Raw genomic sequence first — 16,725 nt, forward strand, 5'->3', positions numbered from 1 at the left:
TTTCATTCACGTCGCCGAGGATTTCCGGAACCAAAAGCGGACAGTGAAGGGCACGGCGATCGCTTTGGACGCGCAGCGGCCAGATCGCCGGGCCCGGCCCGCGCGGGAGCATGCGGTCTGTACCCGGCTGGGCCGGCGTATATGTATATAAAGATTTTTGGGTACGAAAAAGCGCCCGGCCGTGATCGACCGGGCGCCCTTTCTACGGAATTACGCAGTCTCGGTGATCGGGCGGTCCACCCAGCTCATCATGCCGCGCAGCTTCTTGCCGGTGACCTCGATCGGGTGGGCAGCGCCCTCCTCGCGGTACTTCTTCAGCTCGGGGCCGCCGGCCTCGTCGTCCGCGATCAGACGCTTGGTGAATTCACCGGTCTGGATGTCGGAGAGGATCCGCTTCATCTCCTCCTTGACCGACGCGTTGATCACGCGCGGGCCGGAGACGTAATCGCCGAACTCGGCGGTGTCCGAGACGCTGTACCGCATCCGGGAGATGCCGCCCTCATACATCAGGTCGACGATCAGCTTCAGCTCGTGCAGGCACTCGAAGTACGCGATCTCCGGGGCGTAACCCGCCTCGGTGAGCACCTCGAACCCGGTCTGGACCAGAGCGGCGGTGCCGCCGCAGAGCACGGCCTGCTCACCGAAGAGGTCGGTCTCGGTCTCCTCCTTGAACGTCGTCTTGATGACGCCGGCGCGGGTGCCGCCGATCGCCTTCGCGTACGACAGGGCGAGCGCCTGGCCCTCGCCGGTCGGGTCCTGCTCGACCGCGATCAGGGCGGGCACGCCCTTGCCGTCCACGTACTGACGGCGGACCAGGTGGCCGGGGCCCTTCGGGGCGACCATCGCGACCGTCACGTCCGCCGGCGGCTTGATCAGCTCGAAGCGGATGTTCAGGCCGTGGCCGAAGAAGAGCGCCTTGCCGGCGGTCAGGTTCGGCGCGATCGACTCGGTGTAGATCTTGCGCTGGGCGGTGTCCGGCGCCAGCACCATGATCACGTCGGCCCACGCGGACGCCTCGGCCGGAGTCTTCACGGTGAGGCCCTGCTCCTCGGCCTTCGGCCGGCTCTTCGAGCCCTCCTGCAGACCGACCACGACGTCGACACCCGAGTCACGCAGCGACAGCGAGTGGGCGTGGCCCTGGCTGCCGTAGCCGATGACGGCGACCTTCTTGCCCTGGATGATCGACAGGTCGGCGTCGCCGTCGTAGAACACTTCCGCGGTCATGACTTCCTTCTTCTCTGTGTTCGGGGAAAACCTAGGCGGCACGGAGCGCGGGGCCCGTGGTGATGGACCGGGAGCCGCGGCCGATGGCCACGAGTCCGGACTGGACCATCTCCTTGATGCCGTACGGCTCGAGGTCGCGCAGCAACGCATCCAGTTTGTCGGGATTACCGGTGGCCTCGATCGTCAGGGTGTCCGGAGCGACGTCGATCACTCGCGCCCGGAACAGCTCGACGGTCTCGAGCACCTGACTGCGCTGCGCCCGGTCGGCGCGCACCTTGACCAGCAGGAGCTCGCGCTGGACCGACTGGGTCGGGTCCAGCTCCACGATCTTCAGGACGTTCACCAGCTTGTTGAGCTGCTTGGTGACCTGCTCCAGCGGCGAGGAGTCGGCGTTGACCACGATCGTGATGCGGCTGACGTCCGGGTTCTCCGTCTCGCCGACCGCCAGGGAGTCGATGTTGAAGCTGCGCCGGGAGAACAGCCCGCTGACCCGGGCCAGCACCCCGGGCTTGTTCTCGACCAGCACGGAGAGCGTGTGCTTGTTCGTCATCAGAGGTCGTCCTCTTCGAAGGCGGGCCGAACGTCCCGGGCGAACATGATCTCGTCATTGCTGGTGCCGGCCGCGACCATCGGCCAGACCATGGCGTCCTTGCCGACCGTGAAGTCGATGACCACCGGCGCGTCGTTGATCTCCATGGCCTGCTGGATGATCTTGTCGACGTCGTCCTTCGACTCGCAGCGCAGGCCGATGCAGCCGAGCGCCTCGGCCAGCTTCACGAAGTCCGGGATCCGGTGCTTGTGCGTGCCCAGCTCGGTGTTGGAGTACCGGCCGTCGTAGAACAGGGTCTGCCACTGGCGGACCATGCCCAGGTTGCCGTTGTTGATCACGGCGATCTTGACCGGGATGCCCTCCAGGGCACAGGTGGCCAGCTCCTGATTGGTCATCTGGAAGCAGCCGTCGCCGTCGATCGCCCAGACCTGGGCGTCCGGCCGGCCCACCTTGGCGCCCATCGCGGCCGGCACGGCGTACCCCATGGTCCCGGCGCCGCCCGAGTTCAGCCAGGTGCCCGGCTTCTCGAACTTGATGAACTGGGACGCCCACATCTGGTGCTGCCCGACGCCGGCGCAGTAGATCGCGTCCGGGCCGACCAGCGCGCTGATCCGCTCGATCACGTACTGCGGGGCCAGGGTGCCGTCGGTCGGCTCGTCGTAGCCCAGCGGGTACCGCTCGCGCAGGTCGTTGAGCGTGTTCCACCAGCCGGGGTACTGCTCGACGCCGCCGGCCGTGGCGGACACCGCGGCGATCAGCTCGTCGATCACGTGCCGGGCGTCGCCGACGATCGGGACGTCCGCGTGCCGGTTCTTGCCGATCTCGGCCGGGTCGATGTCGGCGTGCACGATCTTGGCGTCCGGCGCGAACGAGTCGAGCTGGCCGGTGACCCGGTCGTCGAACCGCGCGCCGAGCGTGACCAGCAGGTCCGACTTCTGCAGCGCGTAGACCGCCGGGACGGTGCCGTGCATGCCGGGCATGCCCAGGTGCTGCGGGTGCGAGTCGGGGAACGAGCCGAGCGCCATCAGCGTGGTGACCACCGGCATGCCGGTCAGCTCGGCCAGCTTGCGCAGCCCGTCGGTGGCGCCGGCCTTGAGCACGCCGCCGCCGACGTAGAGCACCGGGCGCTTGGCCCCGGCGATCAGCCGGGCCGCCTCGCGGATCTGCTTGCCGTGCGGGTGCAGGGTCGGCCGGTAGCCCGGCAGGTCCAGCGTCGGCGGCCAGCTGAACGTGGTCTGCGCCTGCTGCACGTCCTTGGGGATGTCGACCAGGACCGGGCCGGGCCGGCCGGTGAGCGCCAGGTGGAACGCCTCGGCCATGATCCGCGGCAGCTCCTCGGGCGTCTGCACGAGGAAGTTGTGCTTGGTGATCGGCAGGGTGATGCCCTGGATGTCCGCCTCCTGGAAGGCGTCCGTCCCGATCGCCGCCCGCGACACCTGGCCGGTGATCGCGACGATCGGCACCGAGTCCATGTAGGCGTCGGCGATCGCGGTCACCAGGTTCGTCGCACCCGGGCCGCTGGTCGCCATGCAGACCCCGACCTTGCCGGTGGCCTGCGCGTAGCCGGTGGCCGCGTGCCCGCCGCCCTGCTCGTGACGGACCAGGATGTGCCGGACCGTGGAGTCGAACAGCGGGTCGTACGCCGGCAGGATCGTGCCGCCCGGGATCCCGAAGACGACCTCCACGCCGAGCGCCTCGAGCGACCGGACGAGCGCGCCGGCACCCGTGGTGGCTACCGGGGCGATGGTCGCCGGAGCGGTGTTCACGGCCGCCGCGACGGTGGCCGGAGTGGCTCGATGGGCAAGAGTTTCAGGCGTGGGTCTCGTCATGGCAGTTCAGACCTTTTCGGTTTGGCGTCCGGCACTCGAGCAACAAAAAAGGTCCTCGTGCGAATGCACGGGACCTAGCGCACCCTCCTGTAGCAGGAGTGGTGCGCTCACATAAGTACTCGGGACGCGAAGCACATGCGGCTAACCTTGCCCCATCTCGCGGGCTGAGTCAACTGATCCCACATTTTGATCATCGCCCTTCGCCGAGAATTCCGGATCGGTCGGCAGCAACGCTCTGAGCTGCCGCATTCCCGGTCCGAGCCGGACCACCTGACTCCGGGCCGGTGCGTTGACCAACGGCCCCGAGCGCGGCGCCGGCAGCGGCCGCGGGCCGATCGGGCGCAGCCCGTCGAGGCGCGATTCGAAGTGCTCGGCCGGCACTCCCCAGCCGAACAACGAGCCCTGACCGAGCCGGCAACCCGCCTCCTCGACCACCTCCCGCTGGGCCGGCGTGCCGATCCCCTCGGCCAGCACCTCCAGCCCGAGCCGGTGGCCCAGCCGGACCACCACGTCGACCAGCGGCGCGGCCGTCCCGGTCCGGGACTCCGGCTCGGCGACCAGCGCGTGATCGATCTTGAGAATGTCCACCGGAAGAGTGCGCAGCTGGGTGAGCGACGAGTACCCGGCGCCGAAGTCGTCCAGCGCGATCCGCACCCCGGTCTCGCGCAGCTCGGCCAGCCGCCGGACCAGCTCCTCCATGTCGGTGGCGACCGCGTGCTCGGTCACCTCCAGCACCAGCCGCTGCGGCGGGACGCCCAGCTCGGTGAGGATGTCGGCGACCTGCCGGGGGTAGTCGGCGTTGTGCAGCTCCTTGGGTGACAGGTTCACCGACATCCAGATGTCGTGACCGGCGGCCAGCCAGTCGGCGAGCTGCCGGCAGGCCTGCTCCAGCACCCAGGCGCCGATCCGGTTGATCAGGCCGGACTCCTCGGCCACCGGGATGAACTCGTCCGGCCGGACCGGGCCCAGCTCCGGGTGGGTCCAGCGGAGCAGCGCCTCGGCGCCCACCGGCCGCATCGACGGCAGCGCCACCACCGGCTGGAACACCAGGCGCAGCTGGTCGCGGTCGATCGCGTGGCGCAGCTCGCCGGTCAGCGTGCCGCGGCGGCGCAGCAGCTCGTCGTAGCCGGCCTGGTACTGCTCGACCCGATTCTTCCCGCGCTGCTTGGCGTAGCGCAGCGCCAGGTCGGCGTCGTGCAGCAGCTCGCCGGTGGAGGCCACCCCGACGCTGGCGGAGAGGAAGATCTGACCGCCGTCCACCTCGTAGGGCTCGCCCAGCACCGCGAGCAGCCGGTGCGCGGCGAGGACCGCCTCCTCCGCGTCGCCGCGCATCAGCACCGCGAACTCGTCGCCGCCCAGCCGGGCCGCCACGTCGCCGTCCAGCAGGTTGCGGCTGAGCCGGGCGCCGACCTCGGCCAGCACCGCGTCGCCGACGTCGTGCCCGCGCAGGTCGTTGACGGTCTTGAAGCCGTCCATGTCGATGCCGATCAGGGCCTTCTCGACGTCGCCGGCCTCGAGCAGGGCCAGCTGCAGGCCGCGGCGGTTGGCCAGGCCGGTCAGCGGGTCGGTGTGGGCCAGGTCGCGGAAGTGCTTCTCCCGCTGCCGCAGCTGGACCGTGTAGCGCCGGACGTCGTCCAGCGCCAGGAACTGCCGGGCGACCAGGGCCAGGCCCTCGACGCTGATGCCGAAGTAGCCGTACGCGTCGAGCGTCCCGCCCCGGGCCAGGTGATAGCCGAGCGCGGCGACCACGAAGAGCATCGGGACCACCGCGTACGCCCCGCCGCGCTCCAGCACGTCGCCGGTGACCCGGACCGGCTTGTCGGCGGCCTGCACCGCCCAGGCCACCAGGATCAGCCCGGCGCTGAGCAGCAGCACCGAGGTCAGCACCTGCTCGTCGCCCTGCCGGCAGATGCCGCTGGACACCCCGGCCGACGCGATCGCGGTCAGGCTCACGCCGAGGCCGACCCGGACGGTGTGCCGCCGCGGGCGGTGCGCGTGCAGCGCCAGCACCCCGGTCAGGCCCAGCGCGATCACGCCCAGCACGGCCGGGATGATCACCGAGGCGCATCGGTACGGCGTGGCGTCGCCGAGGATCCGGGTCGGCCGGGCCAGCAGCGCCCAGCCGACGAACCACACCGACGCGGCGATCACCAGGCCGTCCAGCACCTGCCGGAGCGCGGCGGCCGGCCCGCGGGCGGCGCCCGGCAGCGCGACCGTGCCGGCCAGCAGGGCGAGGGTGCCGAACGCCATCCCGATCGCCATCAGCGTGGCCAGCGTCCGGCTGCCGGAGGACATGTCGTGGTGGTGCTCGGTGAGCACCGCGGTGGCCAGGCCGGCCAGGGCGGCCCCGGTGACGATCGCTCCACCCGCGGCGAGCAGCAGGTGGGCCCGGCGGGCCGCGCCGGTGTGCCGGCGGCCCGATCGCCCGAGCAGCGCGACCGCCGGGACGGCGGCGAGCAGGCCGGCCAGGCCCGCCAGCTCCATACCGGACGGTGAGTGCACGGACACACTCTGCCTGATCTTCATCTATCGCGAAAGAGTTCCGGCCCGGGTCCCGGTACCCGGGGCGTCCCGAGCTGTGGACGGCACTGGCGATCGACGCCCTGGCCGGTGGCACTATGGGGAAATGCCTGAGCTGCGCTCCCGGACCTCGACCCACGGTCGAACAATGGCCGGCGCCCGCGCCCTGTGGCGGGCCACCGGCATGACCGACAACGACTTCGGCAAGCCGATCGTCGCCATCGCCAACAGCTACACCCAGTTCGTACCGGGGCATGTGCACCTGAAGGACCTCGGCGGCCTGGTCGCCGACTCGATCTTCGAGGCCGGCGGGATCGGCCGCGAGTTCAACACGATCGCGGTCGACGACGGCATCGCGATGGGCCACGGCGGCATGCTCTACTCGCTGCCCAGCCGCGAGCTGATCGCCGACGCGGTCGAATACATGGTGAACGCGCACTGCGCCGACGCCCTGGTCTGCATCTCGAACTGCGACAAGATCACCCCCGGCATGCTGATCGCCGCGCTGCGGCTGAACATCCCGACGGTCTTCGTCTCCGGCGGCCCGATGGAGGCCGGCAAGACGGTCGCCATCGAGGGCATCGTCCACGAGAAGCTGGACCTGGTCGACGCGATGAGCGCGGCCGCCAACGACAACGTCACCGACGAGCAGCTCGACACGATCGAGCGGTCGGCCTGCCCGACCTGCGGCTCGTGCTCCGGCATGTTCACCGCCAACTCGATGAACTGCCTGACCGAGGCGATCGGGCTGTCGCTGCCCGGCAACGGCTCGACGCTCGCCACGCACGCGTCCCGCAAGGCGCTCTTCGAGGAGGCCGGCCGGCTGATCGTCGAGATCGCCAAGGACTACTACGAGAAGGACGACGAGTCGGTCCTGCCGCGCTCGATCGCCAACCTCAGCGCGTTCGAGAACGCGGTCGCCCTGGACGTGGCGATGGGCGGCTCCACCAACACGGTGCTGCACCTGCTGGCCGCGGCCCGGGAGGCCGGGCTGGACTTCAGCGTCTCGGACATCGACGCCATCTCGCGCCGGGTGCCGTGCCTGAGCAAGGTCGCGCCGAACAGCCCGAAGTACCACATGGAGGACGTGCACCGGGCCGGTGGCATCCCGGCCCTGCTCGGTGAGCTGAACCGGGGCGGCGCGCTGAAGACCGACGTCCGGTCGGTGCACTCGCCGTCGCTGTCCAGCTGGCTCGACAAGTGGGACATCCGCGGCGGGTCGCCGTCGGCCGAGGCGCTGGAGCTGTTCCACGCGGCGCCCGGCGGGGTGCGGACGACCAAGGCCTTCTCCACCCAGAACCGCTGGGCCAAGCTCGACACCGACCAGGAGGGTGGCTGCATCCGGTCGGTCGAGCACGCGTACACGGTCGACGGCGGCCTGGCCATCCTCTTCGGCAACCTCGCCCCGGACGGCTGCGTCGTCAAGACCGCCGGCGTCGACGAGTCGATCTGGAAGTTCACCGGCCCGGCCCGGGTCTACGAGTCGCAGGACGACGCGGTCACCGGCATCCTCGGCAAGGAGGTCGTCGAGGGCGACGTCGTGGTGATCCGCTACGAGGGTCCCAAGGGCGGGCCGGGCATGCAGGAGATGCTCTACCCGACCTCGTTCCTCAAGGGCCGTGGCCTGGGCAAGGCCTGCGCGCTGATCACCGACGGCCGGTTCTCCGGCGGCACCAGCGGCCTGTCGATCGGCCACGTCTCCCCCGAGGCGGCCGGCGGCGGCCTGATCGCCCTGGTCGAGACCGGCGACGAGATCATCATCGACATCCCGGGCCGCAGCATCACGCTCAACGTCCACGACGACGTGCTGGCCCAGCGCCGGCACGAGCAGGAGCGGCGGCCGAAGCCGTTCTCGCCGATCTCCCGCGAACGGCCGGTCTCGGCGGCACTGCGCGCCTACGCCTCGATGGCCACCAGCGCGAGCGACGGCGCCTACCGCCTCGTCCCGGAGTAACCCACGTTTTCCCGGCGCCGGCCAGACTTCCTGGCCGGCGCCATCTTTTCTTTCAAGATCAAAACCGGTTTCCGGTACGGCGGTGAAGCGCGCCCGCCGCGCCACCCCGGTGACCGGCGACCGCCGCGGGTTCGCCGGCCCGACGCCCGCGCCTACTCCGTCGGCCGGTGGCCGCCGTAGGACGCGATAAGCGCGTCCACGACGATCTCGGCGTCCGCCGCGGCCACGTCATCCGGGTAGACCGGAAGCAGATCGTCCCAGATCGGCAGCCACGAACCGTAGAACTGAGCCTGCCCCTCGGGTCGCGCGAAGAACCACAGATGCAGGTGAGCCGCGCCGTCCCCGACCCGGTAGACATGCGCCCGGGTCACGTGCGGCAACGCCTGGACGTGCCGGACGAGGTGCTTGGTGAGCACGCCCATCTCGGCGGCGAGTTCGTCGGGCAACTCGGCCATGTCGTGGTGCTCCCGCGGATGCAGCATCAGGATCAGCGGCACCCCGGCCCCGGCGATCCTGGTCAGCCGCCAGTGCTCGTGGAGCCAGATCCCCTGGTCCCGGTCCCGGCAACTGTCGCAGGCCGAGGGGTCCTCGCCGTGCCGGGGCGACTCCGGCAGAACGGGCGGCCGGAGCGGCGAGACCCGGAGCCCGGCCGGCTCGAACGGGCTCACGTCCCACATCGTCATCCGCGCCAGCGGGAGTCTCCGCTCGTCGTCCGCGGCGGCGAGCGCGCGCTCGTAGAACTCGTCCGGTCGCAATGCCATGGCCGCAGGCTAATACCCACCCGCTCACCATGATCGATCCCGGTCCCGATCCCCCGGCCGGAACGGGCCGCGCCCGCCGGCGCGACTGGCGGGTCGCGGCCGGCGGGCACGGGGCTCGGTGGGTCAGTGGGTCAGTGGGTCAGTGGGTCAGTGGGTCAGTGGCCTCGGGGCTGGGCCCGGGCGGTCAGCGGACCTGGGCGGTGGCGGTTCGGGCGGGGCCCTGGCCCGCGGCGTTGAGGGCCCGCAGGGTGAAGCGGTAGCGGGTGCCGGCGGCCACGCCCGCCGGGGCGGTGAAGGTGGTGGTGCGTTTGCCGGCCGGGAGAGACAGGACGAACGGTGCTCCGGTGAGGGTTCCCTTGCCGGTCAGGCGCTGGACGGTGAGGCGGTAGCCGGTGATCGGGGCGCCGCCGGTGCCGGCCGGGGTGGTCCAGCGGAGGGTGGTGGTCCGGGCGCCGCCGGTCGGGCCGGGGGTGGCCGTCAGGGAGCGCGGGGCGGACGGGGTGGTGCGCGGGGTGACCGCCGCGCTGGTCGTGGACCAGCCGCCGGCGCCGATCTTGTTGACGGCCCGGACCTGGAAGCGGTAGGCCGTGCCGTTCGCGAGCCGGGTCACGGTCTGCGCGGAGGCCGTGGCGGAGGCCACCCGCAGGGCTCCGACCTGGCGATTCTTGCTGTCCAGGACGCGGATCTCGTAGCGGAGGATCGGCGAGCCGCCGTTGCTGACCGGGGCGGCCCAGCGGACCACGGCCAGGGCGTTGCCGCGGGCCGGGGTGCCGATCCGGGCGGCGCCGGGGACCGTGCGGGTGGCCGGCGGGGTCGTCGGCGTCGTGGTGGGACCGCCGCCGGGCGACGGGGTTCCGCCGGGTGACGGGGACGCGGTGGGTGACGGGGTCGGGTCCGGGGTGCCGCTGCCCGGGTCGCCGGTGGGAACGGCGGGGGTCACCCGGTTGGAGACGGCGGAGAACTCGCTGGCGCCGGCCGCGTTCACGGCGCGGACCCAGAAGGCGTAGGGCAGGCCGTTGGTCAGGCCGGTCATGGTCAGCTCGGTGGCGTCCGGGCCGGTCGCGTCGACGCCGACCACGATGCCGGTCTCGTCGTCGAGGGCCTGCACCTCGTAGCCGTAGATCGGGCTTCCGCCGTCGTTCGCCGGAGCCGTCCAGCGGACCACCGCGTTCTCGTCCCCACCGGTCGCCGTCCCGATGATCGGCGCGTCCGGCGCCACCGGAATGACCGGCCCGGTGGGAGGAGCAGTCGTAGGAGCCGCAGTCGTGGGAGCAGCAGTCGTAGGAGCGGCCGTCGTAGGAGCGGCCGTCGTAGGAGCGGCCGTCGTAGGAGCCGGAGTCGTAGGAGCGACGGTCGTAGGAGCAACGGTGACGGGAGGGGTGGTGACGGTAGGTGAAGGCGTAACAGTGGGTGACGGCGTGACCGCTACCGGCGTGACCGCATCGGACGGCTCGCTGAGCGCGCCATCCCCGACCACCGTCTCCGCCCGAACCCGGAACGTATACGCCACCCCGTTCGTCAGCCCGGAAACCACCAGCTCACGAACCTCCGCACCGAGCGACGTGGACACCGTGGTCCCGTCCGACCCGCTGCGGACCAGCGTCACCCCGCTGAGCACCGCCCCGTCCGGAACCGTGACCAGCACGGTCGCCGCCCCGTCCCCGGCGAACGCCGACACCCCCAGGAACGCCTGCAGCCCGGAGATGTCCACGGTCCGGTCGTCGAAGCGGAGCAGTTCGACGTTGCGCACGGTGTCGGTGCCGTCCGGCCCGGAGACCTGCACGCCCCCGACGATCGGGGTTACCGCGTAGGACGCCCGGTCCCCGGCGAATACCGCGGTGTCCAGGTCGTGGGTCGGCGACGACGCGATCTCCCGTACGAAAGCGAGGTCCGCGGGGTTGATCTTGCCGGCCATGACGTCGGCCTCGATCGCGGACAGTGACCGCCCACGGGTTCCGAGACCGACCGTCAGGTAGCGGTCGCCGTCGATGATGTCGTCGCCGCCGCGGCCCTCCAGGATGTCGTTGCCCGGCCCGCCGAGCAGCACGTTCCCCGCTCCCCAGACGCTTCCGGCCAGGTCGCAACCGCGGCCGGTCCGGTTGACGACCGCGGAGACCGGCGTCGTCAGCGACGTCACCACCTGGTCGAGCCCGCGGATCCGGGCCACCCCGGCGGCGTCCAGGGCGTCGCAGCCCATCCGGCCGTCGTCGGTCGGCACCAGGTTGTCGCCACGGAGCGTGTCGTCGTGCACGCCGCCGGAGAGCGCCTCGACCTCGCGGTAGCGGTCCATCGTCTCGCCGGCCGTCTCGGTCACCGGCAGGCGGGCGAGGTCGGCGTCCATCGGCAGGTCGTCCCCGCCCTGATCGGAAGTGGACGCGATGGACCAGTCGAAGCCGGAGCCGCCGTCGTACCGGTCGACGCCCGGGCCCTGGACGCCGATGTCGTCGCCGCCCTCCATGTCGTAGTCGTCGTCGCCGCCCTGGCCGATCAGCACGTCGTGGCCGGGCCGGTTCGCGTCGTCCAGGACGAACGGGTTGCCGCTGTCGCCCTGCAGGACGTCCGGCCCGTCACCGCCCTCTTCCCAGTCGTCGCCGGAGTCGCCCCACACGGTGTCCGCGCCGTCCCCGGCGGTCACCCGGTCGTCGCCCTCGCCGCCGAACACCTCGTCCGCGCCGGTGCCGCCCTCGACGAAGTCGGCGTCGTCGCCGCCGAGCACCACGTCGGCGCCGGGCCCGGCGTCGATCGCGTCGTTGCCGGGCCCGCCGTGCGGCATGTCGGCACCGCCGGAATCGGTCAGGATGTCGTCGCCCTCGCCGGCCAGCACGGTGTCGTCGCCGGTGCCGCCCTCGATCACGTCGTCGCCCTCGTCGCCCCAGACCGTGTCGTCGTCACTGCCGGCGCCGATCCGGTCGGTCCCCTCGGTGCCGAGCCAGATCGACTGGGCCGGGGCCTTGGCCCGCTGCTTGATCGTGCCGTCCGGGAAGCGCAGAAGCAGGGCGGACTCGTCGCACTCGGAGGCCGGGTCGTCGAGGACCCGGGTGCCGGCGACGGTGATCCGGGACAGGTCGAAGGTGCAGTCGGCGGTCGCGAACGAGTCCGCCCGCAGCCCGGTCGCGCCGGTGTTGCGCATGGTGAGCTCGGCGAACGTGTTGCCCTCGAGCTGGCTGCGCAGGTTCATCCCGGCGGTGCGGGCCAGGTAGTAGAGCCGGTCGCCGTTCTGCAGGGCGGTCAGCTGCTTGCTGAAGACGGTGTCGAAGGTGCTGCCGAGCAGGCCGCCGAACGGCTCGCCGGCCTCGGCCAGCCCGCCGATCCACAGGTCGACGTCGTCCAGGCCGGAGGAGGAGGCCGGGGCGTACATGAAGTCGGGTGAGTCCATCAGGGCCTGCGCCGCGGCCCGCTTCGCCGGGACCGTCGCCGCGGACGTGATCGAGCGGTCCGTGCCGTACGCCGCAATGAAGTTGATCAAAGATTCCGGGTTTTTCAGGTGTTCGCCGAAGTCGACCCAGCTCTGGTACGGCGTGAGCCGCACCGCCCGCCGGAACGCGTTCAGCGGCGGCACCCCCTCGGACCGCCCGCGGGCGATGTTGATCGCGGCCAGGTCGCTGGGCAGTCCGAGCAGCTTGTTCCGCAGCGTCTCGGTGACGAACTCGTCGATGTCGTTGCCGACCTGCTTCGACATCCCGGTCACCACCTCGGCGGCGGCCTGTTCCGGGCTGAGCGTCCCGCCGTCGGTGAACTTCTCCGGGTTGAGGAAGCCGTCGAGCAGCGGCACCGAGTCGTCGGAGCCGTCGGCGGCGGTCCGGGCGATCGTCTCGGTCAGCATCGAGTGCCCGAACCGGAAGACGGCGTGCGCGAACTCCGCGTAGATCGCCGGGTTGATCTCGTCCTGGTACGCCTCGAACGGGTCGATCGCCGGCTGGATCTTGCGGGCGAACTCCTCGAAGACGATGTGCTGGTACTCCATCTCGTTGATGAAGCGGGCGGCCTGGAAGAGCCGGGTCCCGGTCCACTCCGCGGAGTCGCCCACGATCCGCTGGAGGTCGCCGACCAGGCGGTTGTGCTCGGAGTGGAAGATCTGATGAATCGCGGTCAGCCCGATGTTCTCGTTGACCCGGCCGTCACCGGCGACGTAGTGCTTGTCCAGCAACGCGGCGTCGTAACCGGGCTGGGACGGGTCGGCGGCGTGGGCGATGTCGGCCAGGAACGGGGTGCCGACGCGCAGCACGTTCGACGGCACGGCGACCGGGGCGGCGGTGTCGCCCTCGACCAGGCCGGTGCTGGTCACGTACTGCGGAAGGCCGCGCGCGGGGCCCGGCACGAAGTTTCCGTACGCGTCGGCCAGCACCGTCGGCACGTTCAGCGCGTCGGCGTCGGTCAGCCGCAGCCCGAGCACGTCAGCGGCCTGCCGCTTCACGTCCGCCCAGGTCGGCAGCCCGCCCGCGGCGCCGCCGAGCAGCCGGCCGGTGTCGTGCGCGATCGCGTCGTACTCGCGCAGGAAGACCTGGTGCGCGGCGTGCGACGTGTAGGTCTGCGAGTTGTCCACGTACGGCGAGACGGTGTTGCCGACCGAAGCCCTGGTCAGCACCATGAACCGCAGCGCCGGCGGCAGGTTCTCGCTGATCACCAGGGGGTCGTCGGCGGCCAGCGGGATGATCACCGCACCGCCGGCCTTGACCGTCAGGTCGACGCCGTGGTCGAAGAACTGCCCGAAGAGCGTGAACCAGGAGTTGTACGGCGCGGAGAGTCCGGCGTCCGGCGTGACGTTCGGGATGCCGGCGGCGGGGTCGTTGCCGTGCGCCGCCGCGACCGCCGCCGGGTTGCCCGTGCTCTGGTCGGCGATCAGGTTGCTGATCATCCGGGGCTGGGCGTCGGTCGCGTTCCGCCCGGTGTAGCCGGGCCGCAGCTGCGCCGGGGCCAGCCGCGGGAAGGCCTGGTCGGAGGCGCCGTAGGTGGTCTGGCCGGCACCGAGGTGGTTGCAGGAGCCGTCGACGGTCCGCAGTCCGAGCGGCTCGGTCGGGCCGATGGCCAGGGCGCCGCACGGTCCGGTCGCGCTGGTGGTGTTCGCGACGTGCGCCTCAGCGATCTTGATCTGCTTGAGGATGTAGGCCAGGTCGGCCGCGGTCACGGTGAACCCCTGGCCGATCGGCGCGGCGTGGGCCGCGGGGGTGACCAGGATCGTGGCGATCAGCACGGTCGCGACGGCGACAACGGAACGGAGCTTCGGCACGGACGCCCTCCAAGGACGATGCCCGATTAGCACGGGAATTTCGTACATGTTGCGATGGGTGGCTGAGGTCCGCCTCAAGCCGAACTGAGGCGGCCTTCGCCAGGCCGCCTCAGGATCAAATTCCGCTCGGGTACGCCGTGAGCACCTCAGTGCCCGTGGTGTTCCGCAGCCTCGTCCAGGTCCGGGACACCGCCGGACAGGTCCACGCCGCCGCCCGCCTGGTTGGCCTCGACGGTCACCCGGTCGGGCGTGGTGCCCGCCGAGCGCGCCATCGCCGCCCGGACCGCCGCGATCCGCCCGTCGCTCAGCAGCGCCCCGAAGTACCGGACCGTCAGCCCGGCCGGCTGCACGCTCGTCACGTAGTGGTTGAGCGAGTCGCTGAGGATCCCCTCGGCGTCCTCCCGCCGCGCCGCCTCGGCCGGGGTGACCCCGTCGGTCACCACGGCGAACGTGAGGTCGTGCACCAGCACCGTCTGCGCCACGTAGAACGCCACGTCACCGGGCTCGTGGTCGCGCATGAACGCCTCGGCCCGCTGCACCGTGACGCCCTCCGGCAGCACCAGCGTCAGCTCCGGCACCAGGTACTTCAGCAGCTCCGCGCTGAACACCGCGAACGTCGCGTCGGTCAGCTCGCCGACCCCGGCCGCCTTCGCCGAGGCCCGCAGCTCCGCGGCGACGTGCGCGCGGTCGGCGCCCTTGGCCGGGAGGATCGCCAGCGCCGCCCGCTCGCGCACCAGCGGCCCGTCGAACGTGGTGGTGGCCAGCTCGTCACCGGCGTCGTCGGTGATCGTGGCCGCCTCGGCCGGCGTCCCGGCCGGGTGCGGCGCGAACCAGCCACCCGACCAGGCCGCCACCGTGAACGCGACGAGCACCAGCGCGAGGCTGAGCACCGGGCCCCGGAGCTTGGCCGGCATCACGTGCCCAGCGGGTAGCTCGCCGCGTACGCCGCGGGCATCTCCGCCTCGGTCTCCGCCTTCGCCGGGTCCATGGTGATCGGGTTGTTGTTCTCCAGGTCGCCGACCGCGAACTGGATCATCATGTCGCTGTCCTCGTGGACCAGGTTGTGACAGTGCGTCATGTACCGGCCGCCGACGTTGCCGTCGCCGGTGGTGAACTGCATGAGCGCGGTGACCGTCTCGTTCTCGCCCAGGTAGAAGACGTCCTTGCCACCGCCCTCCCACGGGTGCGCCTTGCCGTCCGAGGTGGTGTTGCGGGCGATGATCTGGGCGTCGATCAGGTGGATGTGGAACGAGTGGTACCAGCCACCGGACTCATTCACCAGGTCCCAGATCTCCACGTCGTACGGCTTCGGGTTGCCGAACACCCGCTTGAAGCCGGAGTCCTCGACGTCCGCCCAGGTCTCGCCGTTGACGGTCCACTCGCCGTGCTTGCGCTCGACGCGCAGCCGGCGGCGGGCGGTCGCCATGTCCGGGGTGAGCTTGTTGACCTCGACGGCGCCGCGGTTCGCGTACGGCTGCGGGCCCAGATCCAGGGTCGTCGGGATCTGGTACGGGTCGGCGGCGCCGGCGTCGGCGACCACCTCGAACTGCATGACCTTGCCGGTGTTGGCGAAGTCGACGTTGTTCTTGTTGCTCAGGTTCTGCAGCTCGATCTTCGTGCCGACCTTGTACTTCCGGAAGTCGATCAGCACCTCGTAGCGCTCGGCCCCGCCCTGCCGCCACGACTTGACCGCGTTCACCTTGGGCGTCATGCCGGCGTCGTTGCCCACCACGTAGAACGGATCGCCGGTGCTCAGCGCGAACCGCCAGGACCGGGAGATCGAGGCCGCGAGCACCCGGAACCGGTAGACCCGCGGCTTGACCTTCATCTTCGGCCACGGCACGCCGTTGACCATGATGATGTCGCCCATGAAGCCGGCATTGCCGTCCGGCTCGAACGCGACCGACCCGTCGGCGTTGAACGCGACGTCGCTGACCACCAGCGGCACGTCGAATTCACCCTGGGGCAACTGGGCGGTTTCGTACGGGTCTTTCAGGTGATATTGGGCGGCCAGACCCGAGTAGACGTTCTGCGCGGTGTCCCCATGGTTGTGGTCGTGGTACCAAAGGGTCCGTCCCTGCTGCCAGTTCGGGTACTTGTACGTCTTCACCTGACCAGGTTTTGTCTGATCATTGGCATAACCGTCGTACTGCGGCAGGGAGGCGGACCCGTGCAGGTGGGTGACCGTGCTGAACGGGCGTCCGTTGAGCGTGTTCACGTCGGAGAGGGCGTTGCAGATCCGGACCTCGGTGCGGGTCCCCTGCTTCACCCGGATGGTCGGCCCGGGGAAGATCCCGTTGTAGCCGGCGATCGTCGTGCTCAGGCCGGGCAGGATGCTGGCCTTCGCGAGCTTCTGGGTGAGCCGGTACTTCTGGAACGGCCCCTGTTCGTCGACGCCCTCCGCGGCCGGCATCAGCACCGGCGGGCGACGGAACATGTTCGTGTACGGGGTCGGCATGTTCTTGGCCGAGAGCTTGCTGGACGCCGCGACGACCTCGCCACCGGCGGTCATCACGATCAGTCCACCGCCGCCGAGGGCGAGCGCGCCCTTGAGCAGGTCGCGCCGGTTCATACTCCCGCGTGCCATCGGACACCTCTTCTTCCCAGGGTTTACACAGGGAGCCGTAACCTAGAGACCCGTTCTGAGGTGTTCCGTTGGC

General features: G+C 70.9%; 9 protein-coding genes. 1 reads left to right on the forward strand and 8 read right to left on the reverse strand.

Going from position 1 to position 16,725, the window contains the following annotated elements; genetic code table 11:
* Positions 1–210: 210 nt before the first annotated feature.
* From ilvC to L3i22_RS48055, 4 genes are all read right to left on the reverse strand, one after another.
* Positions 211–1,224 carry a ketol-acid reductoisomerase gene (ilvC, locus tag L3i22_RS48040; RefSeq protein ID WP_221324059.1) on the reverse strand — a complete coding sequence of 338 codons (1,014 nt, stop codon included), beginning with the start codon at positions 1,222–1,224 and terminating at the stop codon, positions 211–213.
* Positions 1,225–1,255: 31 nt separating this feature from the next.
* A complete protein-coding gene (gene ilvN, locus L3i22_RS48045) occupies positions 1,256–1,774 on the reverse strand; it encodes an acetolactate synthase small subunit (RefSeq protein WP_221324060.1) in 519 nt (172 codons plus the stop codon).
* Positions 1,774–3,603, reverse strand: a complete 1,830-nt coding sequence (locus L3i22_RS48050; protein WP_221324061.1) for an acetolactate synthase large subunit — start codon at positions 3,601–3,603, stop codon at positions 1,774–1,776. The genes ilvN and L3i22_RS48050 overlap by 1 nt, the downstream gene beginning before the upstream one ends.
* Before the next feature lie 141 nt (positions 3,604–3,744).
* Positions 3,745–6,129 (reverse strand): putative bifunctional diguanylate cyclase/phosphodiesterase, encoded by a 2,385-nt coding sequence (locus L3i22_RS48055; protein ID WP_370644312.1) that lies wholly within the window; start codon positions 6,127–6,129, stop codon positions 3,745–3,747.
* Positions 6,130–6,229: 100 nt separating this feature from the next.
* Between L3i22_RS48055 and ilvD the strand changes: the two genes are divergently transcribed.
* Complete coding sequence (gene ilvD, locus L3i22_RS48060; RefSeq protein ID WP_221324062.1) at positions 6,230–8,077, forward strand: dihydroxy-acid dehydratase; 1,848 nt, start codon at positions 6,230–6,232, stop codon at positions 8,075–8,077.
* A gap of 152 nt (positions 8,078–8,229) precedes the next feature.
* Here the strand turns inward: ilvD and L3i22_RS48065 are convergent, their stop codons facing one another.
* The 4 genes from L3i22_RS48065 to L3i22_RS48080 form a co-directional block, all read right to left on the reverse strand.
* Positions 8,230–8,838 (reverse strand): hypothetical protein, encoded by a 609-nt coding sequence (locus L3i22_RS48065; protein ID WP_221324063.1) that lies wholly within the window; start codon positions 8,836–8,838, stop codon positions 8,230–8,232.
* Positions 8,839–9,022: 184 nt separating this feature from the next.
* Positions 9,023–14,065 carry a peroxidase family protein gene (locus tag L3i22_RS48070; protein WP_221324064.1) on the reverse strand — a complete coding sequence of 1,681 codons (5,043 nt, stop codon included), beginning with the start codon at positions 14,063–14,065 and terminating at the stop codon, positions 9,023–9,025.
* Positions 14,066–14,211: 146 nt separating this feature from the next.
* Positions 14,212–14,979, reverse strand: a complete 768-nt coding sequence (locus L3i22_RS48075) for a hypothetical protein (protein ID WP_221324065.1) — start codon at positions 14,977–14,979, stop codon at positions 14,212–14,214.
* On the reverse strand, positions 14,979–16,652 hold the full coding sequence (locus L3i22_RS48080; protein WP_221324066.1) for a multicopper oxidase family protein: 1,674 nt from the start codon (positions 16,650–16,652) through the stop codon (positions 14,979–14,981). The genes L3i22_RS48075 and L3i22_RS48080 overlap by 1 nt, the downstream gene beginning before the upstream one ends.
* Positions 16,653–16,725 lie beyond the last annotated feature (73 nt).

Origin of the sequence: Actinoplanes sp. L3-i22 (assembly GCF_019704555.1) — a bacterium.
Lineage (GTDB): Bacteria > Actinomycetota > Actinomycetes > Mycobacteriales > Micromonosporaceae > Actinoplanes.

What these genes read in the sequence shown, in the direction of transcription:
- ilvC (WP_221324059.1), bottom strand. Translation starts at nt 1,224, where the DNA reads ATGACCGCGGAAGTGTTCTACGACGGCGACGCCGACCTGTCGATCATC.
- ilvN (WP_221324060.1), bottom strand. Translation starts at nt 1,774, where the DNA reads ATGACGAACAAGCACACGCTCTCCGTGCTGGTCGAGAACAAGCCCGGG.
- L3i22_RS48050 (WP_221324061.1), bottom strand. Translation starts at nt 3,603, where the DNA reads ATGACGAGACCCACGCCTGAAACTCTTGCCCATCGAGCCACTCCGGCC.
- L3i22_RS48055 (WP_370644312.1), bottom strand. Translation starts at nt 6,129, where the DNA reads ATGAAGATCAGGCAGAGTGTGTCCGTGCACTCACCGTCCGGTATGGAG.
- ilvD (WP_221324062.1), top strand. Translation starts at nt 6,230, where the DNA reads ATGCCTGAGCTGCGCTCCCGGACCTCGACCCACGGTCGAACAATGGCC.
- L3i22_RS48065 (WP_221324063.1), bottom strand. Translation starts at nt 8,838, where the DNA reads ATGGCATTGCGACCGGACGAGTTCTACGAGCGCGCGCTCGCCGCCGCG.
- L3i22_RS48075 (WP_221324065.1), bottom strand. Translation starts at nt 14,979, where the DNA reads ATGCCGGCCAAGCTCCGGGGCCCGGTGCTCAGCCTCGCGCTGGTGCTC.
- L3i22_RS48080 (WP_221324066.1), bottom strand. Translation starts at nt 16,652, where the DNA reads ATGGCACGCGGGAGTATGAACCGGCGCGACCTGCTCAAGGGCGCGCTC.